This window comes from Janthinobacterium sp. GL_088 (genome assembly GCF_057837845.1).
On the sequence record NZ_CM174453.1, the window covers coordinates 977,807 to 998,710 of the forward strand.

A 20,904-nucleotide genomic window follows, 5' to 3' on the forward strand; every position below is an offset into this window, starting at 1 on the left:
TAATGGCATTAGTGAAAATTCAAGGTCGCCGCAGCTGGTCTGCGGCGCTCGTTTTATTAAAGAGATAACGGCGCCGGGCCCCCTGCCAGTTTCGCCGGGCGTTACAAAGTGGAGAAGTGATAGTGATCAAAATGAGCAGAATCGCATTGGTAATGGCCTCGGGCCTGATGATGTCGTGCGCCGGCGCGGAAACGCCGACGGAAGCAAACATCAAGAAGCTGATCGAGCCGCGCCTGGGCGAAGGCGCCAAGGTCGATTCGGTCAAGGAAACGCCATACGGCGGCCTGTACGAAGTGCGCACGGGCGGCGACATCCTGTACACGGACAAAGCTGCGCAATACCTGTTCGTCGGCCACGTCTTTGACGCCAAGACGTCGCAAGACCTGACCAAGGTGCGCCTGGATGAAGTCAACCGCATCAAGTTCTCCGACCTGCCGCTCGACTCCGCCATGAAGACTGTCAAGGGCAATGGCAAGCGCGTGATCGCCGTGTTCGAAGATCCGAACTGCGGCTATTGCAAGCGCTTCCGCCAGAATGCGTTGAAGGAAATCGACAACGTCACCGTCTACACCTTCATGTACAACATCCTGTCCCCCGATTCCATCGTCAAGTCGCGCAATGTGTGGTGCGCACCGGACCGCAACAAGGCCTGGGATGACTGGATGTTGAACGGCAAGGCGCCGGCAACGGTGGCCGCCACGTGCGCCAACCCGCATGAAAAAATCCTGGCCCTGGGCCAGCAATTGCGTGTCTCGGGCACGCCAGCCATCTTCTTTGCCGACGGCAGCCGCATTCCGGGCGCGGTCGATGCGAAAACGCTGGAACAGAAATTCTCGACCATTAAGTAATCCGGGCTGTCGCCAGGAAGGCTGGACGGCGCGCCCTCGCAAGGCGCGCTTTTTTTTGCACTTTTTTCCGCTGTCGTATCATCAAGTGTTGTTCGTAGACGCCATAACAATCCAAAAAAGGGGAAGCAGCAGATGATTACCTTGAATATCAACGGAAGCGACACGCAGGTCGACGCCGATCCATCCACGCCCATCCTGTGGGCGCTGCGCGATAACCTGAACATGACGGGCACCAAGTTCGGTTGCGGCGCGGCCCTGTGCGGCGCCTGCACGGTGCACCTCGACGGCCAACCCATTCGTTCGTGCATCACGCCGATTTCCTCGGTGGGCGCGCAAAAGATCACCACCATCGAAGCGATGGAAAACGACCAGGTGGGCAAGGCCGTGCAGGCGGCGTGGGTGCGCCACGACGTGCCGCAATGCGGCTACTGTCAAAGCGGCCAGGTGATGAGCGCCACGGCGCTGCTGCGCACCAACAAGGCGCCCAGCGATGCAGACATCGACGGCGCCATGAGCGGCAATATCTGCCGCTGCGGCACCTATCAACGGATCCGCGCAGCCATCAAGGACGCGGCCAAGACCCTGGCCTGAGGAGAACGACATGCGTATCGAATGGTTGAATCAGGAAGCATTGCAGCATGGCGGCGTGACCCTGGGCGCGGCGCTGGCATCGGCGCCGGTGGCTGTCATTGGCGCGGCCGATGGCGTGTCGCGGCGCGGTTTCATGAAGGCCGGCGCGGTGGCTGGCGGCGGCTTGATGTTGGGCTTTTTCCTGCCCGGCGCAGGCAAGCTGGCGCAGGCGGCCGATGCCGCTCCCGCCAAGCCCGTGTATGCGCCGAACGCCTTTTTGCACATCGCTCCCGATAACACGGTGACGGTACAGGTGAACCGGCTGGAATTCGGCCAGGGCGTGCAAACGAGCTTGCCCATGCTGATCGCCGAGGAACTCGACGCCGACTGGAGCCTGGTGCACGGCGCCCTGGCACCCGCCGGAGAACAATACAAGGATGCGGCCTACGGCATGCAGATGACGGGTGGCTCGGGCAGCATCGCCCACTCGTTTACGCAGTACCGCGAAATTGGCGCGAAGGCGCGCGCCATGCTGGTGGGCGCCGCTGCCGCGCAGTGGAAAGTCAGTCCCGATCAGGTGCGCGCCGCCAAGGGCGTGCTGTATGGCCCCGGCGGACAAAAAGCGACGTATGGCGAACTTGCCGACGCGGCCATGCGCCAGCCCGTGCCCGCCACCGTCAAGCTGAAAGACCCGCGCGACTTTGCTATCATCGGCAAACCCGTGAAACGCCTGGACGCGGCCGCCAAATCGACGGGCAAGCAGCAGTTCGGCATCGACTTCAAGCCGCCCGGCGCGAAAGTGGCCATGGTGGCGCGCCCACCCGTGTTTGGCGCGAAAGTGGCGAAATTCGACGCCAGCAAGGCCAAGGCCATCAAGGGCGTGCTCGAGGTGCTGGAAGTGAAGACCGACCGTGGCGGCAGCGGCGTGGCCGTCATCGCCGACGGCTACTGGCCCGCCAAGCAGGGGCGCGACGCGCTGGCGATCGAGTGGGATACGAGCGCCGTGGAAAAGGTCAGCAGCGACAAGCAGCTGGCCGCTTTCAAGGCGCTGGCGAAAACGCCGGGCACCGTTGCCCGGCCCGCCGACATGGGCAAGCTGGCCAAGGCGCCGAAGAAAATCGAAGCCGTCTATGAATTTCCCTACCTGGCACACGCGCCGATGGAGCCGCTCAATTGCGTGGTCGACCTGCAAGCCGACAAATGCACGATGTGGGTGGGTTCGCAATTCCAGACGGGCGACCAGGCGGCCATCGCGGCCACTTCCGGCCTGAAACCGGAACAAGTAACCCTGCACACGATGATGGCCGGCGGCGGCTTCGGCCGGCGCGCCGTGCCTAGTTCCGACTACGTGGTCGAAGCCGTCAACGTCGCCAAGGCATACCGGGCGGCGGGCAAGAGCGGTCCGTTAAAGCTGATGTGGAGCCGCGAGGATGACATCAAGGGCGGCTACTACCGGCCGTCGCATGTGCACCGCGCGCAGATCGGCCTCGACGCCAAGGGCAAGATCCTCGCTTGGGACCACACCATCGTGGGCCAGTCCATCATGGCCGGCACGCCGTTCGAAGCCTTCATGGTGAAAAATGGCGTCGACGGCACCATGGTCGAAGGCATGGGCGAACCGTACACCTTGCCGATGAAATTGTCCGTGCATACGGCCAAGGCGAACGTGCCCGTGCTGTGGTGGCGCTCCGTCGGCTCGACGCATACGGCCTTTGTCATGGAAACCCTGATCGACGAGGCGGCGCACGTGGCGAAGATGGACCCCGTCGCCTACCGCAAGCAGCTGATCGACGCGAAGCACACGCGCCACATCGCCGCGCTGGACCTGGCCGTGGCCAAGTCCGGTTATGGCAAGAAGAAGCTGCCGAAAGGACAGGCCTGGGGCGTGGCCATGCACGAGTCGTTCAATTCCGTCGTCGCCTACGTGGTGACGGCTTCCGTGGTGGAAGGCGCGCCCAAGCTGCATCAGGTGTGGGCGGGCGTGCATTGCAACCTGGCCGTCAATCCCCTGACGATCGAGGCGCAAGTGCAGGGCGCCGCGCTGATGGCGCTGGGCATGACCATCCCCGGCGCGGCCATCACGCTCAAGGATGGCGTGGTGCAGCAGCAGAACTTCGGCGACTATCCGGTGCCGCGCATGCCCGACATGCCGGTAATCGAGGTGCACCTGGTGCCGTCCGGCGACGCGCCGACGGGGATGGGCGAGCCGGGCGTGCCGCCGCTGGCGCCCGCGTTTGCCAATGCGCTGTTCGCCTTGACGGGCAAGCGCCTGCGCAAGCTGCCGTTCGACCTGGCGGCCGCATGACGGCAGCGGTTTTTTGAGTACGGTCGGCATCTTGCTGGCAGCCGGAAGGGGACGCAGGTTCGACCCTTCCGGCGTGCAGAACAAATTATTGCAGCCGTTGACGGAAGGCACGCATGCGGGCTTGCCGGTCGTGGTGGCGGCCGCAAAGTCCCTACTGGCGGCCTTGCCGCGCGTGCTGGCCGTGGTGCGTGCCGACGATACGCAGGTGGCGCGCGCGCTCGGTGCGCTGGGCTGCGAGGTGCGCGTCTGCCATGACGCCGACACGGGCATGGCCGCCTCGCTCACCTGCGCCATCGACTACGTGCGCGGCGCGCCGGGCTGGCTGATTGCCCTGGGCGACATGCCTTACGTGGAAGCGGCTACAATCGCCGCCTTGTCGCACGCCATCGACGATGGCGCGCACATCGCCGTGCCCGTGTTCCAGGGACGGCGCGGCAATCCTGTCGCGTTCAGCGCCTTTCACTTGCCGCTGCTGCTGGCGCTCGATGGCGATCAGGGCGCGCGCAGCATTGTGCGCAGCCATGCCGTGTGCGAAGTGACAGTGGACGACAGCGGCATCTTGCGCGATATTGATACACCTGACGATTTGTCGCCGGTGCCTGGCGCGCCCGGGCGATTGTAGAACATCCATGCCAGACACGAGGAAAACATGAAGAAAGCACCGATTCAAAAAATCACCGCCAAGGCGGAAGCCAAGGCAAGCGGCAAAGCCACAAGCAAAGCCGTTGCGAAAACCAGGGCAAAAGCCGCACCGGCGGCCGGCATCATCTACAGCATCGCGGCGCTGGATCTGGCCGGCCATATGTTCAAGGTGACGTTGACGGTCAAGTCGCCGGCCGCCATCGGCCAGATTCTCTCCTTGCCGGCCTGGATTCCGGGCAGCTACATGATCCGCGAATTTTCGCGCAACATCGTCAGCATCCGCGCCGAATCCGAGGGCAAGACCCTGGCGCTGACCAAGTTGGACAAGCACTCGTGGCAAGCCGCCCCGTGCCAGGGCCCGTTGACGGTCGAATACGACGTGTATGCCTGGGACCTGTCCGTGCGAGCCGCCCACCTGGACCAGAATCACGGCTTCTTCAACGGCACCAGCGTGTTCCTGCGCGTGCTGGGCCAGGAATCCGACGCCCATGAAGTGCACATCGTGCAGCCGAAGGATGCGGCCTGCAAGACCTGGCGAGTGGCCACCACCCTGCCGGAACTCAAGGCGAAGCGCTATGGTTTCGGCAGCTACCAGGCGGCCAACTACGATGAGCTGATCGACCACCCGGTGGAGATGGGCGACTTCGCGCTGGCCACCTTCAATGCGTATGGCGTGCCGCACGATATCGTCGTCACGGGCAAGGTGCCGAACCTGGACCTGGACCGCTTGTGCCGCGACCTGAAAGCCATCTGCGAAACGCAGATCGCCTTCTTCGAGCCGAAGACAAAGAAAGCGCCGATGGAGCGCTACGTGTTCATGACCATGGCCGTCGGCGATGGTTATGGCGGCCTGGAACACCGCGCCTCGACGGCGCTGATCTGCGCCCGCGCCGACTTGCCGACGACGGCTTCGACCAGCACCGAGATCGGCGACGGCTACCTGAAATTTCTCGGCCTGTGCAGCCACGAGTACTTCCACACCTGGAACGTCAAGCGCATCAAGCCAGCCGCCTTCGCGCCGTACAACCTGCAGGCGGAAAGCTATTCGCCGCTGCTGTGGCTCTTCGAAGGCTTCACCAGCTATTACGATGACCTGATGCTGGTGCGCGCTGGCCTGATCGATGAAGCGGCCTATTTCAAATTGCTCGGAAAAACTGTCAACAGCGTCTTGCGCGGCAGCGGCCGCAGCAAGCAAAGCGTGGCCGATTCCAGCTTCGACGCCTGGGGCAAGTACTACCGCCAGGATGAAAACGCGCCGAACGCCATCGTCAGCTACTACACCAAGGGTTCGCTGATCGCGCTGGCCTTCGACCTGACGATCCGCAGCAAGACGAATGGAGAGAAATCGCTGGACGACGTGATGCAGGCGCTGTGGCAGCGCTATGGCCGCGATTTCTACAAGGGTAAAGCGCGCGGCGTGACGCCGGCCGAAGTCGAAGCCCTGTTCGATGAGATTGCCGGCACGCGCATGAAGCCGTTCTTCGAGCGCTACATCCGCGGCACGGACGACGTGCCGCTGGCGCGCCTGCTGGCGCCGTTCGGCGTGAAATACAGCGATGCGCGCAAGGCCGAGAAAGCCAGCCTGGACGTCAACCTGGGCCGCGACGGCAACGACGCCAAATTGGCGCAGGTACACCAGGGCGGCGCTGCTCACGTAGCTGGCCTGTCGGCGGGCGACGTGTTGGTGGCCGTCGATGGCTTGCGCGTGACGGGCACCAACCTGGACACCTTGCTGGGCCGTTACGCCGTCGGCGCCAAGGTAGCCATCCACGCCTTCCGCCGCGACGAGCTGATGACGTTTGCGGCCGTGCTGCAGGGCGACCGCGTGCCCGGTGTCAGCCTGACCCTGCTGCCGGCGCCAAAGAAGGCCACGGGACCGAAGCGTCCTAGCGCTGTATAAGCTGTTCGTCACGCGGCAAGACAGAAAACCGGCCGTCACTGGCCGGTTTTCTATTTCAGGCAGCAATTTCTCAAATGCAACTTATCCGCCGGCAGCCGCGGACAGCCAGCATATTTACTGCAAATGAACTAATTTTTCTTTAACTAAACTAAAATTGCCGAACTGCTTCTTTTAGATCGCGCCCAACGTGCAAACCCTCGATCCTCGAACGATCATGCTGATGACGACCCTGATGTGCGGGGCGATGAGCATCGTCATGTTCTCGGTGTATCGCAGTTTCCGGCGCGAGGTGCATGGCCTGGGGCATTGGGCGGCCGGCTTGCTGTTGCTGGTGTGTGCGTCCCTGCTGTTCGGCACCCGCGAGGTGCTGCCGCCGGCGTTGTCCATGATCGCGGCCAATGCGGCGCTGGTGGCCGGCATCGGCCTGTCGATGCTGGGCACGGAGAAATTCTTTGGCCTGGCGCCCAGCCGCCGCGCCTATCTGCTGATACTTGCCCTGGCCATCGCCGGCAACAGCTGGTGGCTGCAGGTGCACCCCGATTTCTCGGCGCGCGTGGCGGTCTTTTCCCTGCTGGTCTTCCTGTTTTATGCGCGCCAGGTGCAACTGGTGTGGCTCCATGGCGAACGTCATTTCTCCAGTTTTTTCTTTGGCGCGCTGATGCTGATGCAAGCCGTCGTGGTGCTGGCGCGCGGCGTGTCAGCCTTGCTGCATGGCGGCGCCAGCGTGAACCTGACGGTGGCCGGCACGCCGGCCGGCATCTATCTGGCGGTGGCCAATTTCATGGCGCTGCTGCTGACGGTGGGCTTCATGACGGTGGCGACGCGCCGCCTGCAGCAGATACTGGAGCGCCGCTCGACCCACGATCCGCTGACGCAGGTGCTGAACCGGCGCGGCTTTGGCGACGCCTATGCGCGCGAGATAGGCAATCTGCGCCGCCACCGTTTGCCGCTGACATTACTCAGCATCGACCTCGATTACTTCAAATTGATCAATGACCGCTACGGTCACGCGGTGGGTGACCAGGTGCTGGCGCATGTGGCCGCCGTTATCAAAGGCGCCTTGCGCGAATCGGATTGCGTGGCGCGTTTCGGCGGCGAGGAGTTCGTCGTGCTGATGCCGGACATGCCGGCGCATAATGCGCTGGGCGTGGCCGAACGCATCCGCGCCTTGCTGCGCGAGCCCAGTCATGCGGGGCTGCCATCGTGTACGGTCAGCATCGGCATCGCTTGCCAGGCATCGGTGGTGGAAGGGCTGGAACAGCTGTTGTCGCGCGCCGATGCGGCCCTGTACCTGGCCAAGGAGCGGGGACGCGACCGCATTGAACTCGATACCGCCGCGTTTACTGTGGACCGGACAAGGTCCGCAGTTGGAACCGGTACTGGTCGTTGAAGAGGAAGGTTTCGGAGAAATCGAAGGTCCGGGCGTGGCGGCGCATCAGGTGTGCCGCTGGCGGAAAGAGGGTTGGCACGCGCCGCACGGCGGCCAGCGCCGCGGCCGATGCTTCGCTGTCGCGCGAGCGGTGGACGTGCACGCTTTTCAATTCGCCGTCGGGGCCCACGCTCAGGTCGAGCACGACGATGGCCGGCAGCATGGGCGGCAGGCGCCCGCTGAACGTGTATTCTGTGTTGGCGGCCATGATCTGCTGCGCCACCAGCGCCTTGTAGGCGTCGATGCTGGCGGCGAGCTGTATCGCGGCCGGCGTGCCAGGGGGCGTGCGCTCCACTGGCGAGGGTGTGCGGCCCACGGGCGGGGGCGCAATCTGGCAAGCCGACAGCAGGGCAGCAGTGGCAAGGACGATGATCGCGTGTCTCATGTCTGCCAGACTACCATGCTTTAACTGAACAGGCGTTCCAGCTCCACGCCGGGGTCTGGCGCGCGCATGAACGCTTCGCCCACGAGGAAGCTGTGGATGTGCGCCTCGCGCATGCGTTGCACGTCGGTCGTGCTGTGGATGCCCGATTCCGTGATGATCAATTTGTCCTGCGGGATGCGCGGTAACAGCTTGATGGTCGTGTCGAGCGAGGTTTCGAAGGTGCGCAGGTTGCGGTTGTTGATGCCGATCAGCGCGCTCTTGAGTTTCAAGGCCGCCGTCAGCTCGTCGCCATCGTGGCTTTCGATCAGCACGCCCATGCCCAGCTCGTGGGCGCACGCTTCCATTTCCGCCATCAGGCCGTGGTCGAGCGCTGCGACGATCAGGAGGATGCAGTCGGCACCCATGGCGCGCGCTTCATAGATCTGGTACATGTCGACCATGAAGTCCTTGCGCAGCACGGGAATGGCGCAGGCGGCGCGCGCCTGCTGCAGATATGCCACGGATCCCTGGAAGAACTGTTCGTCCGTCAGCACGGACAGGCAAGCCGCGCCATGCGCCGCATAGCTGGCGGCGATATCAAACGGGCGGAAGTCGGCGCGAATGACGCCTTTCGAGGGCGACGCTTTTTTGATTTCGGCGATGATGCCGGGCTTGCCGTCGGCGATGTGCTGGCGCAGGCTTGCTTCAAAGCCGCGCAGGCCGGCGCGAAGGGCGCTGTCGCTTTCCACGTCGCTGCGCAGGCTGGCCAGGCTGCGGTGGGCCTTGGCCTTGGCCACTTCATCGGCTTTCACGGCCAGGATTTTATTGAGTATGTCGGACATGATGATCGCTATTCTATAAAGGAGGGCAGGGCGCTTACGCTTGCGCCGGGGTGCCCAGTTGCTGCGTGATCTGCACGAATTGAGCGAGTTTCGCCAGCGCCGCGCCCGAGCTGACGGCGGTGCGCGCGCGCGCCAGGCCGTCTTCGATCGAATTGGCCACGCCGGCCGCGTACAGCGCCGTGCCAGCATTCAGGGCGACGATGTCGGCGGCCGCGCCGGGCTCGCCGCGCAGCGCTTCCATCATCTTCGCTTTCGATTCGACGGCATCGGCCACCTTCAGGTTGCGGCTGGCGATCATCGACATGCCGAAGTCCTCGGGATGGATTTCATATTCGCGGATTTCGCCGTTGACCAGTTCACCCACCATGGTGGCCGCACCGAGCGACACTTCATCCATATTGTCGCGGCCATACACGACGATGGCATGCTGCGCGCCCAGGCGCTGCAGCACGCGCACCTGGATGCCGACCAGGTCGGCGTGGAACACGCCCATCAAAATGTTCGGCGCACCGGCCGGATTCGTCAGCGGGCCGAGGATGTTGAAGATCGTGCGCACGCCCAGTTCCTTGCGCACGGGCGCCGCATGCTTCATGGCCGCATGGTGGTTGGGCGCGTACATGAAGCCGATGCCCGTTTGCGCGATCGACTGGGCGATCTGCTCGGGCTGCAGGTTGATGTTGACGCCCAAGGAGTCCAGCACATCGGCGCTGCCGGACGAGGAAGAGACGCTGCGCCCGCCATGCTTGGCCACGCGCGCGCCGGCGGCCGCCGCCACGAACATCGAGGCGGTGGAAATATTGAAAGTGTGCGCGCCGTCGCCGCCCGTGCCGACGATGTCGAGCAGGTTGGTGGTGTCGGCCATGGGCACCTTGGTGGAAAACTCGCGCATCACTTGCGCGGCGGCGGCGATTTCGCCGATGGTTTCCTTTTTCACGCGCAAGCCCATGGTGAGCGCGGCGATCATGGTGGGCGACATTTCGCCGGACATGATCTGGCGGAACAGGTACAGCATTTCGTCGTGAAAGATTTCGCGGTGTTCGATGCAGCGCAGCAGGGCTTCTTGTGGTGTGATCGGCATGATGCTTCCTTCTTCAATGATGGCGCAGGAGGACACTGATGGCACGCCGCGGCGTGCGCGGAAAATCAGCGCTCGAGAAAATTCTTCAGCAGGGCGTGGCCGTGCTCCGAGAGGATCGATTCGGGGTGGAACTGCACGCCCTCGATATCGTATTCCCTGTGGCGCACGCCCATGATTTCGCCGTCGTCCGTCCACGCGGTCACTTCCAGGCAGGAAGGCAGCGAGGCGCGTTCGATCGCCAAAGAGTGGTAGCGGATCACTGTGAAGGGGCTGGTGATGTCCTTGAAGACCCCCACGCCCGTATGCGCGATGAGGGAAGTCTTGCCATGCATGACTTGCTTGGCGCGGATGACCTTGCCGCCAAACGCTTCGCCGATGGCCTGGTGGCCCAGGCACACGCCCAGTATCGGCTTCTTGCCGGCGAAGTGCTTGAGCACTTCCACCGAAATACCCGCCTGTGCCGGTGCTTTCGGGCCGGGCGAGATGCAGATGCGGTCCGGGTTCAGCGCCTCGATCTGTGCGATCGTGATTTCATCGTTGCGGTAGACCCGCACGTCTTCGCCCAATTCGCCGAAATACTGCACGATGTTGTAGGTGAAGGAGTCGTAGTTGTCGATCATGAGCAGCATCTTAAAACCCTCCATCCAGGCCATCTTGCACTTGTTCGGCGGCGCGCAGCACGGCGCGCGCCTTGTTTTCGGTTTCCTGCCATTCCATTTCAGGGATGGAGTCGGCCACGATGCCGGCCGCGGCCTGCACATACAGCATGCCGTCCTTGACCACGCCCGTGCGGATGGCGATGGCCACATCCATTTCGCCGCCAAACGACAGGTAGCCGCAGGCGCCGCCGTAGATGCCGCGCTTGGTGATTTCCAGCTCGTCGATCACCTCCATGGCGCGCACTTTCGGCGCACCCGTCAGGGTGCCGGCGGGGAAGGTTGCGCGCAGCACATCCAGGTTCGACAGGCCCTCCTTGAGGGTGCCTTCCACGTTCGAGACGATGTGCTGCACATGCGAGTATTTTTCGATGACCATGCGGTCGGTGACTTGTACGCTGCCCGTCTCGGCGATGCGGCCGATGTCGTTGCGCGCCAGGTCGATCAGCATCACGTGCTCGGCGATCTCTTTCGGATCGGCCAGCAGCTCGGCCGACAGTTCGGCGTCGCGCTCTGGCGTGGCGCCGCGCGGACGGGTGCCGGCGATGGGGCGCAGGGTGACTTTCTTGCCGCCGTCCGCCGTCTTCTCGTTGCGCACCAGGATTTCCGGCGAGGCGCCGATGATCTGCATGTCACCGAAATTATAGAAGTACATATACGGCGACGGGTTGAGCGAACGCAAGGCGCGGTACAGGGTCAGCGGCGAATCGACATACGGCTTGCGGATGCGCTGGCCGATCTGCACTTGCATCAGGTCGCCCGCCATCACGTATTCATGCGCCTTGGCGACGGCCTTCAGGTAGTCTTCCTTGGAAAAATCGCGGATGGTTTCCGTGCGCACGGAAGCGCTGGTGACGGGCGCATCGACACCGCGGCGCAACATCATGCGCAAGTCCTTCAGGCGCTGCTGTGCTTTCGAAAACGATTCGGGCTGCGTGGTGTCGGCGTAAACGATCAAATACAGTTTGCCGGACAGGTTGTCGATGACGGCCAGTTCTTCCGTCACCATCAGCTGGATGTCGGGCAGCTTCAAGTCATCTTTCGGCGCGCCGCCGGCCAGTTTTTTCTCGATGTGGCGCACGGTGTCGTAGCCGAAGTAGCCGGCCAGGCCGCCGCAGAAGCGCGGCATGCCGGGGCGCAGGGCCACTTTGAAGCGCGACTGGAACTGTTCGATGAAGTCGAGCGGATTGCCTTCGTGCTCTTCGATCACGACGCCGTTCTTGACGATTTCGGTGCGCTTGCCATAGCTGCGCAACACGGTCGTGGCGGGCAAGCCGATGAAGGAATAGCGGCCGAAGCGTTCGCCGCCGACGACGGATTCGAGCAGGAAGGTGTTCTTGCCACCTTGTTGGGCCTGTGCCAGTTTCAGGTACAGGGTGAGCGGTGTTTCCAGGTCGGCGAACGCTTCCGCGATCAGGGGGATGCGGTTGTAGCCTTGCTGGGCCAGCGATTTGAATTCGAGTTCGGTCATGTTTCTCTCCATGCCGTCAGGGTATGAGTGTGCATAGTGCACAAACCCTGCGGTGGGTTATCAAAAAACTTGCCGGTACATGCAACATGCGCAAAATGCGCAAAGGACGCGTGTGCAGCCGGCAGCAATCGTAACGGCTCGGCCCTTAGGCCTGCCAGGATTGCCAGCGTCGCCAAAGCCAGGCCTCAATCGAGCCGGTTTGGGTGACATTGTGTTTTTTGATGAGAAACGTGTTCACGATATGGTGTTGGGTTTGGTCAGTATGCCGGTTAGTTTTGCATGCCAATAAAACGGGCTGCTTCGAGCAGTGTCTTTACTATACCATCGGAATCGGTATCGTGTATAGAGTGTCCGTGATTGTATCCATACGGTACCGTCAGTACGGGACAAGCCGCAGCCCTGGCCGCTTGCGCGTCATTCGAGGAGTCGCCGATGGCCACCACTTTGGATGGCGCCAGGTCGAAGTCCGCACACACTTGCAGCAGCGGCATGGGGTGCGGTTTTTTCTGCGGCAGCGAATCGCCGCCGTAGACGATCTCGAAATACTGGTCCAGGTTTTTCAGTTTCAGCAGGGGCAGGGCGAAGGCGATCGGCTTGTTGGTGACGCAGGCCAGGCGCAAGCCTGCCGCCTTCATCGCCGCCAGTCCCGCTTCCACGTCCGGGTACAGGGTGCTGAACTGGCCGTTGATGGCCAGGTAGTGGCGCTGGTAGCCGTCCATCGCCTGCTCGAAATGCTGTTCCACGCCGGCCGCGTCGAAGTCGAGCGCCAGCACGGTGCGGATCAGGTTTTCCGAGCCTTTGCCGACCATCAGCTTGATGGCGTCGGCGCTGATGGGCGCCAGGTCCAGTTCGGCGCGCATGCCATTGATGGCGACATGGAAATCGGGCACGGTGTCGAGCATCGTGCCATCGAGGTCGATGATGGCGGCGCGTACGCCGGCCAGTACGTGGTCTTTCACCGTGCCCGCTTGCATCAGGCGCCCTTGACGGCGGCCAGTTCGGCGCGCATGGCGTCGATGACGGCCTTGTAGTCGGGCTTGCCGAAGATGGCGGAGCCGGCGACAAAGGTATCGGCGCCAGCGGCAGCGGCGGCGGCGATGTTGTCGATCTTGATGCCGCCATCGACTTCGAGCATGATGTCACGGCCCGATTCGTCGATCATGCGGCGCGCTTCGGCGATTTTTTTCAATGCTTGCGGAATGAAGGACTGGCCGCCGAAGCCCGGATTGACGGACATGATCAGGATGATGTCGATCTTGTCCATCACGTGTTCCAGGTAGTGCAGCGGCGTGCCGGGGTTGAATACCAGGCCCGATTTGCAGCCATTGTCGCGGATCAGCTGCAAGGAACGGTCGACGTGATCCGACGCTTCCGGGTGAAAGGTGATGATGTTCGCGCCAGCCTTGGCGAAATCCGGGATAATGCGATCGACAGGCTTGACCATCAGGTGCACATCGATGGGGACTTGCACGTGCGGGCGGATCGCTTCGCACACCAGCGGGCCGATGGTCAGGTTCGGCACGTAATGGTTATCCATCACGTCGAAGTGGATGATGTCGGCGCCGGCGGTAACGACGTTGCGCACTTCCTCGCCCAGGCGGGCAAAGTCGGCGGACAGGATGCTGGGAGCGATACGGAATGTTGTCATGGTGAAGTAGCCAAAGGATAGAAAATGCGATTTGCGCTATTTTACGCCTGACGCCGTTACCATGCCTCATTGAAGTACGGTGAAACACAGAATACGCATCGCGCGATGACCTATGCGTCGCGCGCGATACACAATATGACTGGCAATGTCTGAATAGGAATGACGATGGCGACTTATGAATTTACGGTAACGGTCAAGACGCAATACCTGCCCGAGCAATCGGCACCGGACCAGGGGCGGCACGTGTTCAGCTACACGATCCGCGTCGTCAACACGGGCACGGCGGGCGCGCAACTGATTTCGCGCCACTGGGTCATCACGGATGCGAACAACAAGGTGGAAGAGGTGCGCGGCCTGGGCGCCGTCGGCCACCAGCCGCTGCTGCAGCCGGGCGAACAGTTCGAATACACGAGCGGCACCATGCTGGGCACGCCGCAAGGCTCGATGCACGGTGAATACTTTTGCGTGGCCGAAGATGGTCACCAGTTCGAAGCTTTAATTCCCGAATTCGTGCTGTCGGTGCCGCGCACCCTGCATTAAGGAAACGCCGGGGGCTTGCCCCCTTACTTCAGTTTTTCGGTGGCGTCCTGTTCTTCACTGAGCTGCTTGCGCGCCGGCGGTGCGGGCTTTTTGCCTGAATACATGGTCCACCAGACTATAAATGCCAGCAAGAAGAACGCCACCAGCGCCTCTATCATTAAGATCCACATACGCACTCCTATGTTATTTACCCGCAGCTTAGTATTTACCCGCCGTCTGTTGACACGCGGTAGTCTACCCGTTTCAATCGGCGCCGTCGCGCTTGCTTTATCCGCCTGCACCACGCCACCCGCACCGCCCGCTGCTTCCAGCGGCAAGGCGCCCGCCATCGCGCCGACCGTCGTCAAGCCTGTGCCTGCCAAGCCGGCCGACGCCAAGGATGCCACGGATGTGGCGGCCCCCACCTTCGTGCCCGCCAAGTTTGCCGCCTTGCCTGGCTGGGCCCGCGACGACATGCGTGCCGCCTGGCCCGCCTTCATGGCATCGTGCGGCGTGCTGGTCAAGCGGCCGGACTGGAAAGAGTCGTGCACAATCGCGCGCCAGGTGAATGCGGACAGCGACAAGGCCATCCGCCTGTTTTTCGAGACATTCTTTGTGCCAAATCAAGTGGTGGCCGCCGATGGCGCCAATACTGGCTTGGTGACCGGCTATTACGAACCCTTGCTGCACGGCGCGCGCAAGCGCGGCGGCCCATACCAGACACCGCTGTACAAGGTGCCCGACGACCTGGTTTCGGTGGATTTGTCCGGCGTGTATCCGGAACTGAAAAACATGCGCTTGCGGGGCAAGCTGGTCGGAAAGAAAGTGATACCGTATGCGACCCGCGCCGACATCGAGCGCGCCACGTCCGTCACGGGCAAGGAATTGCTGTGGGTGGATGATGAAGTCGAGGCCTTCTTCCTGCAAGTGCAGGGTTCCGGGCGCGTGCAGCTGACCGATACGCAGGAAACCGTGCGTGTGGCGTATGCGGATCAGAATGGCCACCCGTATAAATCGATCGGCCGCTACCTGGTCGACAAGGGTGAGCTGACCCTGAGCCAGGCGTCCGCGCAGGGCATCAAGGCGTGGATCGCCGGCCACCCCACGCGCAAGGATGAATTGTTCAACGCCAATCCCAGCTATGTCTTCTTCAAGGAAGAGCGCCTGCCCGATCCGAAAGTGGGGCCGAAGGGCGCGCTGGGCGTGCCGCTGACGCCGCAGCGCTCGGTGGCCATCGATTCGCGCTTCCTGCCGCTGGGCGCGCCCGTGTTCCTGTCCACCACGCAAGCCAATAGCGAGATTCCCATGCAGCGCCTGGTGATGGCGCAGGATACGGGCGGCGCCATTCGCGGGCCGATCCGGGTCGATTACTTCTTTGGCTTTGGCGCAGAAGCGGCCGAGAATGCGGGCCGCATGAAGCAGAGCGGCGCCGTGTGGGTGTTGTTGCCGAAACAGGCGCCGGCGCGCTGAATTTCTCGCGCCGCCGGGTAGGCCGTGGCTTAGCGCAGAACCATGACTGGCAGATGGGTATGCGCCAGCACTTTTTGCGTTTCGCTGCCCACGAATAGCTTGTTCAAGCCCTTGCGGCCATGCGAGGCCATCAGGATGATGTCGCAATGGTAGGTCTGCGCCGCATTGACGATTTCATCGTGCGGGCTCGGCGACACGGCCACCACGCCTTCGAAGGGTACGCCGGCGGCGCTTGCCGCTGCGCCGATCTTGTCGATGGCGCGTTGCGACGTTTCCTGCATCTGCTGTTCATACAGGCTGGCGTCGAGCACGATGCCGCCATCGGCCATCGGCGAGAACGGGAAAGGCTGCACCACGCTGATGGCGACCAGCTTGGCCTTGTTCAGTTGGGCGAAGGCGAGGGCGGTCTCGGCGGCTTTGTCGGACAACGGCGAGCCGTCGGTAGGAAATAAGATGGTGTTAAACATAGCGTGCTCCTCAAGTGATGTAAGACAGCTTATGGATTTACATCAATTAAAACCTTGATGTAAATCAAACCTCACAGGCTTTGGCGTGAATAGTGTCGCCAAAGCAATCTTTCAGCAGTGTATGCCCGTTCATCGCATCAGGTGCGCACGCTACGCAGCGGCGTGCCCCACACCATGGCGACGGTCAACATAATGCTGCCTGCCGCGATGCAAGCGAGGCCATTGCGCACGCCAAAGTGTTCCGCTACCCAGCCGGCGGCCAGCGCGCCCAGCGGCGCCGTCGCCACCGTCAGGAAGCGCATGGTGGACGTCATGCGGCCCAGCATGGGATCGGGCGTGACCTTCTGACGCAAGCCCAGGTAGGGAATAAAGAACAGCATCACGCCGCAATCGAAAAAGAACATCAAGATGGCATACGCTACGGCGCTGGCGGCCGCGCTGCCGAACAGCGCGGCGGGTATCGTTGGCGTCAGCGCAAAGCACACGGAGGTGGACGCCAGCCCGATCAGGATCGTGCGTCCGGCGCCGTAGCGGCGCGTCAGCGGCTTGACGATGAAGGCGCTGAGCAAGACGCCGGCGCCACCGAGCATCTGCGTCATGCCCAGCACACCAGGACTCATGCCCAGGTCGCGCGTGGCGAACAGCACCGTCAAAGCCATGCTGGCGTAAAAGAGGAAGTGCCAGATGCCGGCGCCCCAGGCCAGCGCGCGCAGCAGCGGTTCGCGCCAGACGAACAGCAAGCCGTCGGCGATGTCGCGCAAGGCGTGCTTGTCGGATGGTGCGGGACGCGGATCGCGCACGCTCATGGCGCGCAAATTAAAGACGGAAACCAGATAGCCGCAAGCCGTGCACAGGATGGCGACGGGTGCTGACAGCACTTGCACCAGCACGCCGGCCAGGCCGGGGCCGATCAGGCGCGAAGCCGATTCGGTGGCGGCAAATTTCGATTGCGCATCGATCAAGCCGTCGCGGCCCACCAGGAAAGTCAGAAACACTTGCTCGGCGCCGCCACCAACGACGAAGCCCGTGCCGATGATGAACCCCACTATATATAACCATGGCATCGACAGCACGCCGCACCAATAGGCCACGGCCACGCTGGCTAGGGCCAGGCCGGACATGCTTTCGCTGAACAGCATGATCGGGTGCTTGCTGCGCCGGTCCAGCAGCACGCCGACGGGCAAGCCGAACAGGGCGAACGGCAGTGCCTGCAAGGCGACCAGCACGCCCATCTGTTCCGGCGTCGCATGTAGCAATAGTACCGCGCACAGGGGCAGGGCCAGCGAGGTGATCTGGGCGCCGAAGCAATTGAGGCCGTTGCTGAACCACAAGCGGCGGAAATTGACGCTGGCGGCGCTGCCGTCGCCGCGCAGGTAGCTGGCGCAGTACTGAAAGAGGGAGGAGAAAATACGCTGCTCGATAAAGGTGACCGGGTTCACAATAATAGCAGCGCACCCGCCGCGCCGCTGCCGTTAGCCGCTACAATCGTTGCACCGTTCATCGAGAGGAGACACTATGCAATACGAAGACCTGATCATCGACATCCAGGACAAGGTGGCGGTCATCCGCCTGAACCGCCCGAAGGCCTTGAACGCCTTGAACGACAACATGATGAATGAGCTGGGCGACGCCTTGCTGAAGTTCGACGCGGATGACAATATCGGCTGTATCGTGCTCACGGGCAGCGAAAAAGCATTTGCCGCTGGCGCCGATATCGCCGCCATGGCCGATTACACCTACCCGGACACCTTTACCCAGGGCTATATCAGCCGCAACTGGGAACATATCTTGCGCGTGCGCAAACCTGTGGTGGGCGCGGTGGCCGGCTATGCGCTTGGTGGTGGTTGCGAACTGGCCATGATGTGTGATTTTCTGATCGCCGCCGACAGCGCCAAATTTGGCCAGCCGGAAATCAAGGTCGGCGTCACGCCGGGTGCGGGCGGTACGCAGCGTCTGCCGCGCGCCATCGGCAAGGCCAAGGCCATGGACCTGTTGCTGACGGCGCGCACCATCGATGCCGCCGAGGCGGAACGCATCGGCCTCGTGTCGCGCGTGGTGCCTGCTGATAAATTGCTGGAAGAAACCTTGGCTGCCGCCAGGACCATCGCCGCCATGCCGACCTCGGTGGCCATGATGATCAAGGATTGCGTCAACCGCGCTTTTGAAACCACCCTGACCGATGGTGTCGCCTACGAGCGTCGTTTGTTCCAGGCTGCCTTCGGTACGCCTGCTCAAAAAGAAGGCATGCACGCTTTCCTTGAAAAGCGCTTGCCAAACTTCGACGGTCTTTGATATGATTCGCCTCCCCGATGAGACGCACTGGTTTGCGGCACAAAAGGGACGGCCTTCAGAGGCTGGGTAGTAAAAAAGAAGGTTGACGAAATGCTGCAAACGCTTCATACTCTTCCTTCTTCGCAGCTGACAAACACAACGCTTTGTCGATAGCGCGAAAGCAGTAACCGAATACAGTTCTTTAACAATTAACAGTCGATAAGTGTGGGCATTTGATGTAAGTGCAGCGTCAATCTTCGGATTGGCGTCTAACTTAAAATATATCAAATGTTCACAAGAAATAATGAAATAGGCGCTACGAAAGTAGTGGCCTGTCAGTTTTTTGAGTGAGCAAATCTTTTGCAGTGCAAAAGATTTGGATGGTAGTGATGCTGTCCGACCTGTCAGAAATGACATTAAACAGAGATTAAACTGAAGAGTTTGATCCTGGCTCAGATTGAACGCTGGCGGCATGCCTTACACATGCAAGTCGAACGGCAGCACGGAGCTTGCTCTGGTGGCGAGTGGCGAACGGGTGAGTAATATATCGGAACGTACCCTAGAGTGGGGGATAACGTAGCGAAAGTTACGCTAATACCGCATACGATCTAAGGATGAAAGTGGGGGATCGCAAGACCTCATGCTCGTGGAGCGGCCGATATCTGATTAGCTAGTTGGTAGGGTAAAAGCCTACCAAGGCATCGATCAGTAGCTGGTCTGAGAGGACGACCAGCCACACTGGAACTGAGACACGGTCCAGACTCCTACGGGAGGCAGCAGTGGGGAATTTTGGACAATGGGCGAAAGCCTGATCCAGCAATGCCGCGTGAGTGAAGAAGGCCTTCGGGTTGTAAAGCTCTTTTGTCAGGGAAGAAACGGTGAGAGCTAATATCTCTTGCTAATGACGGTACCTGAAGAATAAGCACCGGCTAACTACGTGCCAGCAGCCGCGGTAATACGTAGGGTGCAAGCGTTAATCGGAATTACTGGGCGTAAAGCGTGCGCAGGCGGTTTTGTAAGTCTGATGTGAAATCCCCGGGCTCAACCTGGGAATTGCATTGGAGACTGCAAGGCTAGAATCTGGCAGAGGGGGGTAGAATTCCACGTGTAGCAGTGAAATGCGTAGATATGTGGAGGAACACCGATGGCGAAGGCAGCCCCCTGGGTCAAGATTGACGCTCATGCACGAAAGCGTGGGGAGCAAACAGGATTAGATACCCTGGTAGTCCACGCCCTAAACGATGTCTACTAGTTGTCGGGTCTTAATTGACTTGGTAACGCAGCTAACGCGTGAAGTAGACCGCCTGGGGAGTACGGTCGCAAGATTAAAACTCAAAGGAATTGACGGGGACCCGCACAAGCGGTGGATGATGTGGATTAATTCGATGCAACGCGAAAAACCTTACCTACCCTTGACATGGCTGGAATCCTCGAGAGATTGAGGAGTGCTCGAAAGAGAACCAGTACACAGGTGCTGCATGGCTGTCGTCAGCTCGTGTCGTGAGATGTTGGGTTAAGTCCCGCAACGAGCGCAACCCTTGTCATTAGTTGCTACGAAAGGGCACTCTAATGAGACTGCCGGTGACAAACCGGAGGAAGGTGGGGATGACGTCAAGTCCTCATGGCCCTTATGGGTAGGGCTTCACACGTCATACAATGGTACATACAGAGCGCCGCCAACCCGCGAGGGGGAGCTAATCGCAGAAAGTGTATCGTAGTCCGGATTGTAGTCTGCAACTCGACTGCATGAAGTTGGAATCGCTAGTAATCGCGGATCAGCATGTCGCGGTGAATACGTTCCCGGGTCTTGTACACACCGCCCGTCACACCATGGGAGCGGGTTTTACCAGAAGTAGGTAGCTTAACCGTAAGGAGGGCGCTTACCACGGTAGGATTCGTGACTGGGGTGAAGTCGTAACAAGGTAGCCGTATCGGAAGGTGCGGCTGGATCACCTCCTTTCTAGAGTTTGCACGAATCAGCAATGATTCACGCATCAAATGTTCACACTTATCGGCTGTTTAATTAAGAAGAAACAGTAGTCGTAGTAGTTCCGCGTTGGGGCTGTAGCTCAGCTGGTTAGAGCACCGTGTTGATAACGCGGGGGTCGTTGGTTCGAGTCCAACCAGCCCTACCAGCTAATTAGTAAAATCTCAGGGGGATTAGCTCAGCTGGGAGAGCACCTGCTTTGCAAGCAGGGGGTCGTCGGTTCGATCCCGTCATCCTCCACCACGTTTTACTCGAAAGTACAAATGTAAGCCTGTGGGTTTAGATTTGATCTTTTAGCGATCAAAGCTGTTTCGTTCTTTAACAATCTGGAAGAAGTAAAGATTATTTATTGATCGGTTTGCCGTAAAAAGTAAATCGATGGGTAATGATTGTATGTATCAACAAACAAGCAACAACGTTGTACTTTCTTATCCCTG

Annotated in this window: 19 protein-coding genes, 2 tRNA genes and 1 rRNA gene; 12 read left to right on the forward strand and 10 right to left on the reverse strand. The window is 61.0% G+C overall.

Features of this window, described 5'->3' with window-relative positions:
• The first annotated feature begins 131 nt into the window (after positions 1-131).
• The 6 genes from AC3IQ7_RS04370 (at position 132) to AC3IQ7_RS04395 (ending at position 7,655) form a co-directional block, all read left to right on the forward strand.
• Positions 132-848 (forward strand): DsbC family protein, encoded by a 717-nt coding sequence (locus AC3IQ7_RS04370; RefSeq protein ID WP_199534415.1) that lies wholly within the window; start codon positions 132-134, stop codon positions 846-848.
• 132 nt (positions 849-980) lie between these two features.
• Complete coding sequence (locus tag AC3IQ7_RS04375; protein WP_099378614.1) at positions 981-1,439, forward strand: (2Fe-2S)-binding protein; 459 nt, start codon at positions 981-983, stop codon at positions 1,437-1,439.
• A gap of 10 nt (positions 1,440-1,449) precedes the next feature.
• Entirely contained in the window at positions 1,450-3,723 is a 2,274-nt protein-coding gene (locus tag AC3IQ7_RS04380) for a xanthine dehydrogenase family protein molybdopterin-binding subunit (RefSeq protein WP_489208456.1), read from the forward strand.
• Between the two features lie 13 nt (positions 3,724-3,736).
• Positions 3,737-4,345 carry a nucleotidyltransferase family protein gene (locus AC3IQ7_RS04385; RefSeq protein WP_489208457.1) on the forward strand — a complete coding sequence of 203 codons (609 nt, stop codon included), beginning with the start codon at positions 3,737-3,739 and terminating at the stop codon, positions 4,343-4,345.
• A 27-nt stretch (positions 4,346-4,372) separates the two neighbouring features.
• Positions 4,373-6,265, forward strand: a complete 1,893-nt coding sequence (locus AC3IQ7_RS04390; RefSeq protein WP_489208458.1) for a M61 family metallopeptidase — start codon at positions 4,373-4,375, stop codon at positions 6,263-6,265.
• A 214-nt stretch (positions 6,266-6,479) separates the two neighbouring features.
• Positions 6,480-7,655 carry a GGDEF domain-containing protein gene (locus tag AC3IQ7_RS04395; RefSeq protein ID WP_489208459.1) on the forward strand — a complete coding sequence of 392 codons (1,176 nt, stop codon included), beginning with the start codon at positions 6,480-6,482 and terminating at the stop codon, positions 7,653-7,655.
• Here the strand turns inward: AC3IQ7_RS04395 and AC3IQ7_RS04400 are convergent.
• The 7 genes from AC3IQ7_RS04400 to rpe form a co-directional block, all read right to left on the reverse strand.
• Complete coding sequence (locus AC3IQ7_RS04400; RefSeq protein WP_489208460.1) at positions 7,606-8,079, reverse strand: hypothetical protein; 474 nt, start codon at positions 8,077-8,079, stop codon at positions 7,606-7,608. The genes AC3IQ7_RS04395 and AC3IQ7_RS04400 overlap by 50 nt on opposite strands.
• A gap of 20 nt (positions 8,080-8,099) precedes the next feature.
• The gene (gene trpC, locus AC3IQ7_RS04405; protein WP_489208461.1) at positions 8,100-8,900 is read right to left on the reverse strand and encodes an indole-3-glycerol phosphate synthase TrpC; all 801 of its coding nucleotides are present in this window, start codon (positions 8,898-8,900) and stop codon (positions 8,100-8,102) included.
• Positions 8,901-8,934: 34 nt separating this feature from the next.
• Entirely contained in the window at positions 8,935-9,978 is a 1,044-nt protein-coding gene (trpD, locus tag AC3IQ7_RS04410; RefSeq protein ID WP_489208462.1) for an anthranilate phosphoribosyltransferase, read from the reverse strand.
• Positions 9,979-10,043: 65 nt separating this feature from the next.
• A complete protein-coding gene (locus tag AC3IQ7_RS04415; protein WP_489208463.1) occupies positions 10,044-10,607 on the reverse strand; it encodes an aminodeoxychorismate/anthranilate synthase component II in 564 nt (187 codons plus the stop codon).
• Position 10,608: 1 nt separating this feature from the next.
• Positions 10,609-12,105: an anthranilate synthase component I gene (trpE, locus tag AC3IQ7_RS04420; protein ID WP_099378622.1), complete on the reverse strand. Its 1,497-nt coding sequence runs from the start codon at positions 12,103-12,105 to the stop codon at positions 10,609-10,611.
• Positions 12,106-12,374: 269 nt separating this feature from the next.
• Positions 12,375-13,079 (reverse strand): phosphoglycolate phosphatase, encoded by a 705-nt coding sequence (locus AC3IQ7_RS04425; RefSeq protein WP_099378623.1) that lies wholly within the window; start codon positions 13,077-13,079, stop codon positions 12,375-12,377.
• Complete coding sequence (rpe, locus tag AC3IQ7_RS04430; protein ID WP_034753544.1) at positions 13,079-13,753, reverse strand: ribulose-phosphate 3-epimerase; 675 nt, start codon at positions 13,751-13,753, stop codon at positions 13,079-13,081. The genes AC3IQ7_RS04425 and rpe overlap by 1 nt, the downstream gene beginning before the upstream one ends.
• A gap of 165 nt (positions 13,754-13,918) precedes the next feature.
• Between rpe and apaG the strand changes: the two genes are divergently transcribed.
• The gene (gene apaG, locus AC3IQ7_RS04435; protein ID WP_035828598.1) at positions 13,919-14,293 is read left to right on the forward strand and encodes a Co2+/Mg2+ efflux protein ApaG; all 375 of its coding nucleotides are present in this window, start codon (positions 13,919-13,921) and stop codon (positions 14,291-14,293) included.
• Positions 14,294-14,316: 23 nt separating this feature from the next.
• Here the strand turns inward: apaG and AC3IQ7_RS04440 are convergent, their stop codons facing one another.
• Entirely contained in the window at positions 14,317-14,451 is a 135-nt protein-coding gene (locus AC3IQ7_RS04440; RefSeq protein ID WP_257218751.1) for a hypothetical protein, read from the reverse strand.
• An 88-nt stretch (positions 14,452-14,539) separates the two neighbouring features.
• Between AC3IQ7_RS04440 and mltA the strand changes: the two genes are divergently transcribed.
• Complete coding sequence (mltA, locus tag AC3IQ7_RS04445) at positions 14,540-15,742, forward strand: murein transglycosylase A (protein ID WP_489210385.1); 1,203 nt, start codon at positions 14,540-14,542, stop codon at positions 15,740-15,742.
• Positions 15,743-15,771: 29 nt separating this feature from the next.
• Here the strand turns inward: mltA and AC3IQ7_RS04450 are convergent, their stop codons facing one another.
• Both AC3IQ7_RS04450 and AC3IQ7_RS04455 read right to left on the reverse strand, forming a co-directional pair.
• Entirely contained in the window at positions 15,772-16,209 is a 438-nt protein-coding gene (locus AC3IQ7_RS04450) for a universal stress protein (RefSeq protein WP_489208464.1), read from the reverse strand.
• Between the two features lie 137 nt (positions 16,210-16,346).
• A complete protein-coding gene (locus AC3IQ7_RS04455) occupies positions 16,347-17,648 on the reverse strand; it encodes an MFS transporter (RefSeq protein WP_233516179.1) in 1,302 nt (433 codons plus the stop codon).
• 76 nt (positions 17,649-17,724) lie between these two features.
• On the opposite strand from AC3IQ7_RS04455, the gene AC3IQ7_RS04460 reads away from it, so the two are divergent.
• From AC3IQ7_RS04460 to AC3IQ7_RS04475, 4 genes are all read left to right on the forward strand, one after another.
• The gene (locus tag AC3IQ7_RS04460; RefSeq protein WP_099378625.1) at positions 17,725-18,501 is read left to right on the forward strand and encodes an enoyl-CoA hydratase; all 777 of its coding nucleotides are present in this window, start codon (positions 17,725-17,727) and stop codon (positions 18,499-18,501) included.
• A 408-nt stretch (positions 18,502-18,909) separates the two neighbouring features.
• Positions 18,910-20,440 (forward strand): 16S ribosomal RNA (locus AC3IQ7_RS04465).
• A 98-nt stretch (positions 20,441-20,538) separates the two neighbouring features.
• A tRNA-Ile gene (locus AC3IQ7_RS04470) sits at positions 20,539-20,615 on the forward strand.
• 19 nt (positions 20,616-20,634) lie between these two features.
• Positions 20,635-20,710 (forward strand) — tRNA-Ala (locus AC3IQ7_RS04475).
• The last annotated feature ends 194 nt before the right edge of the window (positions 20,711-20,904 follow it).

Coding starts and splice junctions, on each gene's coding strand:
- AC3IQ7_RS04370 (WP_199534415.1), top strand. CDS start 132: ATGAGCAGAATCGCATTGGTAATGGCCTCGGGCCTGATGATGTCGTGC.
- AC3IQ7_RS04375 (WP_099378614.1), top strand. CDS start 981: ATGATTACCTTGAATATCAACGGAAGCGACACGCAGGTCGACGCCGAT.
- AC3IQ7_RS04380 (WP_489208456.1), top strand. CDS start 1,450: ATGCGTATCGAATGGTTGAATCAGGAAGCATTGCAGCATGGCGGCGTG.
- AC3IQ7_RS04390 (WP_489208458.1), top strand. CDS start 4,373: ATGAAGAAAGCACCGATTCAAAAAATCACCGCCAAGGCGGAAGCCAAG.
- AC3IQ7_RS04395 (WP_489208459.1), top strand. CDS start 6,480: ATGCTGATGACGACCCTGATGTGCGGGGCGATGAGCATCGTCATGTTC.
- AC3IQ7_RS04400 (WP_489208460.1), bottom strand. CDS start 8,079: ATGAGACACGCGATCATCGTCCTTGCCACTGCTGCCCTGCTGTCGGCT.
- trpC (WP_489208461.1), bottom strand. CDS start 8,900: ATGTCCGACATACTCAATAAAATCCTGGCCGTGAAAGCCGATGAAGTG.
- trpD (WP_489208462.1), bottom strand. CDS start 9,978: ATGCCGATCACACCACAAGAAGCCCTGCTGCGCTGCATCGAACACCGC.
- AC3IQ7_RS04415 (WP_489208463.1), bottom strand. CDS start 10,607: ATGCTGCTCATGATCGACAACTACGACTCCTTCACCTACAACATCGTG.
- trpE (WP_099378622.1), bottom strand. CDS start 12,105: ATGACCGAACTCGAATTCAAATCGCTGGCCCAGCAAGGCTACAACCGC.
- AC3IQ7_RS04425 (WP_099378623.1), bottom strand. CDS start 13,079: ATGCAAGCGGGCACGGTGAAAGACCACGTACTGGCCGGCGTACGCGCC.
- rpe (WP_034753544.1), bottom strand. CDS start 13,753: ATGACAACATTCCGTATCGCTCCCAGCATCCTGTCCGCCGACTTTGCC.
- apaG (WP_035828598.1), top strand. CDS start 13,919: ATGGCGACTTATGAATTTACGGTAACGGTCAAGACGCAATACCTGCCC.
- AC3IQ7_RS04440 (WP_257218751.1), bottom strand. CDS start 14,451: ATGATAGAGGCGCTGGTGGCGTTCTTCTTGCTGGCATTTATAGTCTGG.
- AC3IQ7_RS04450 (WP_489208464.1), bottom strand. CDS start 16,209: ATGTTTAACACCATCTTATTTCCTACCGACGGCTCGCCGTTGTCCGAC.
- AC3IQ7_RS04460 (WP_099378625.1), top strand. CDS start 17,725: ATGCAATACGAAGACCTGATCATCGACATCCAGGACAAGGTGGCGGTC.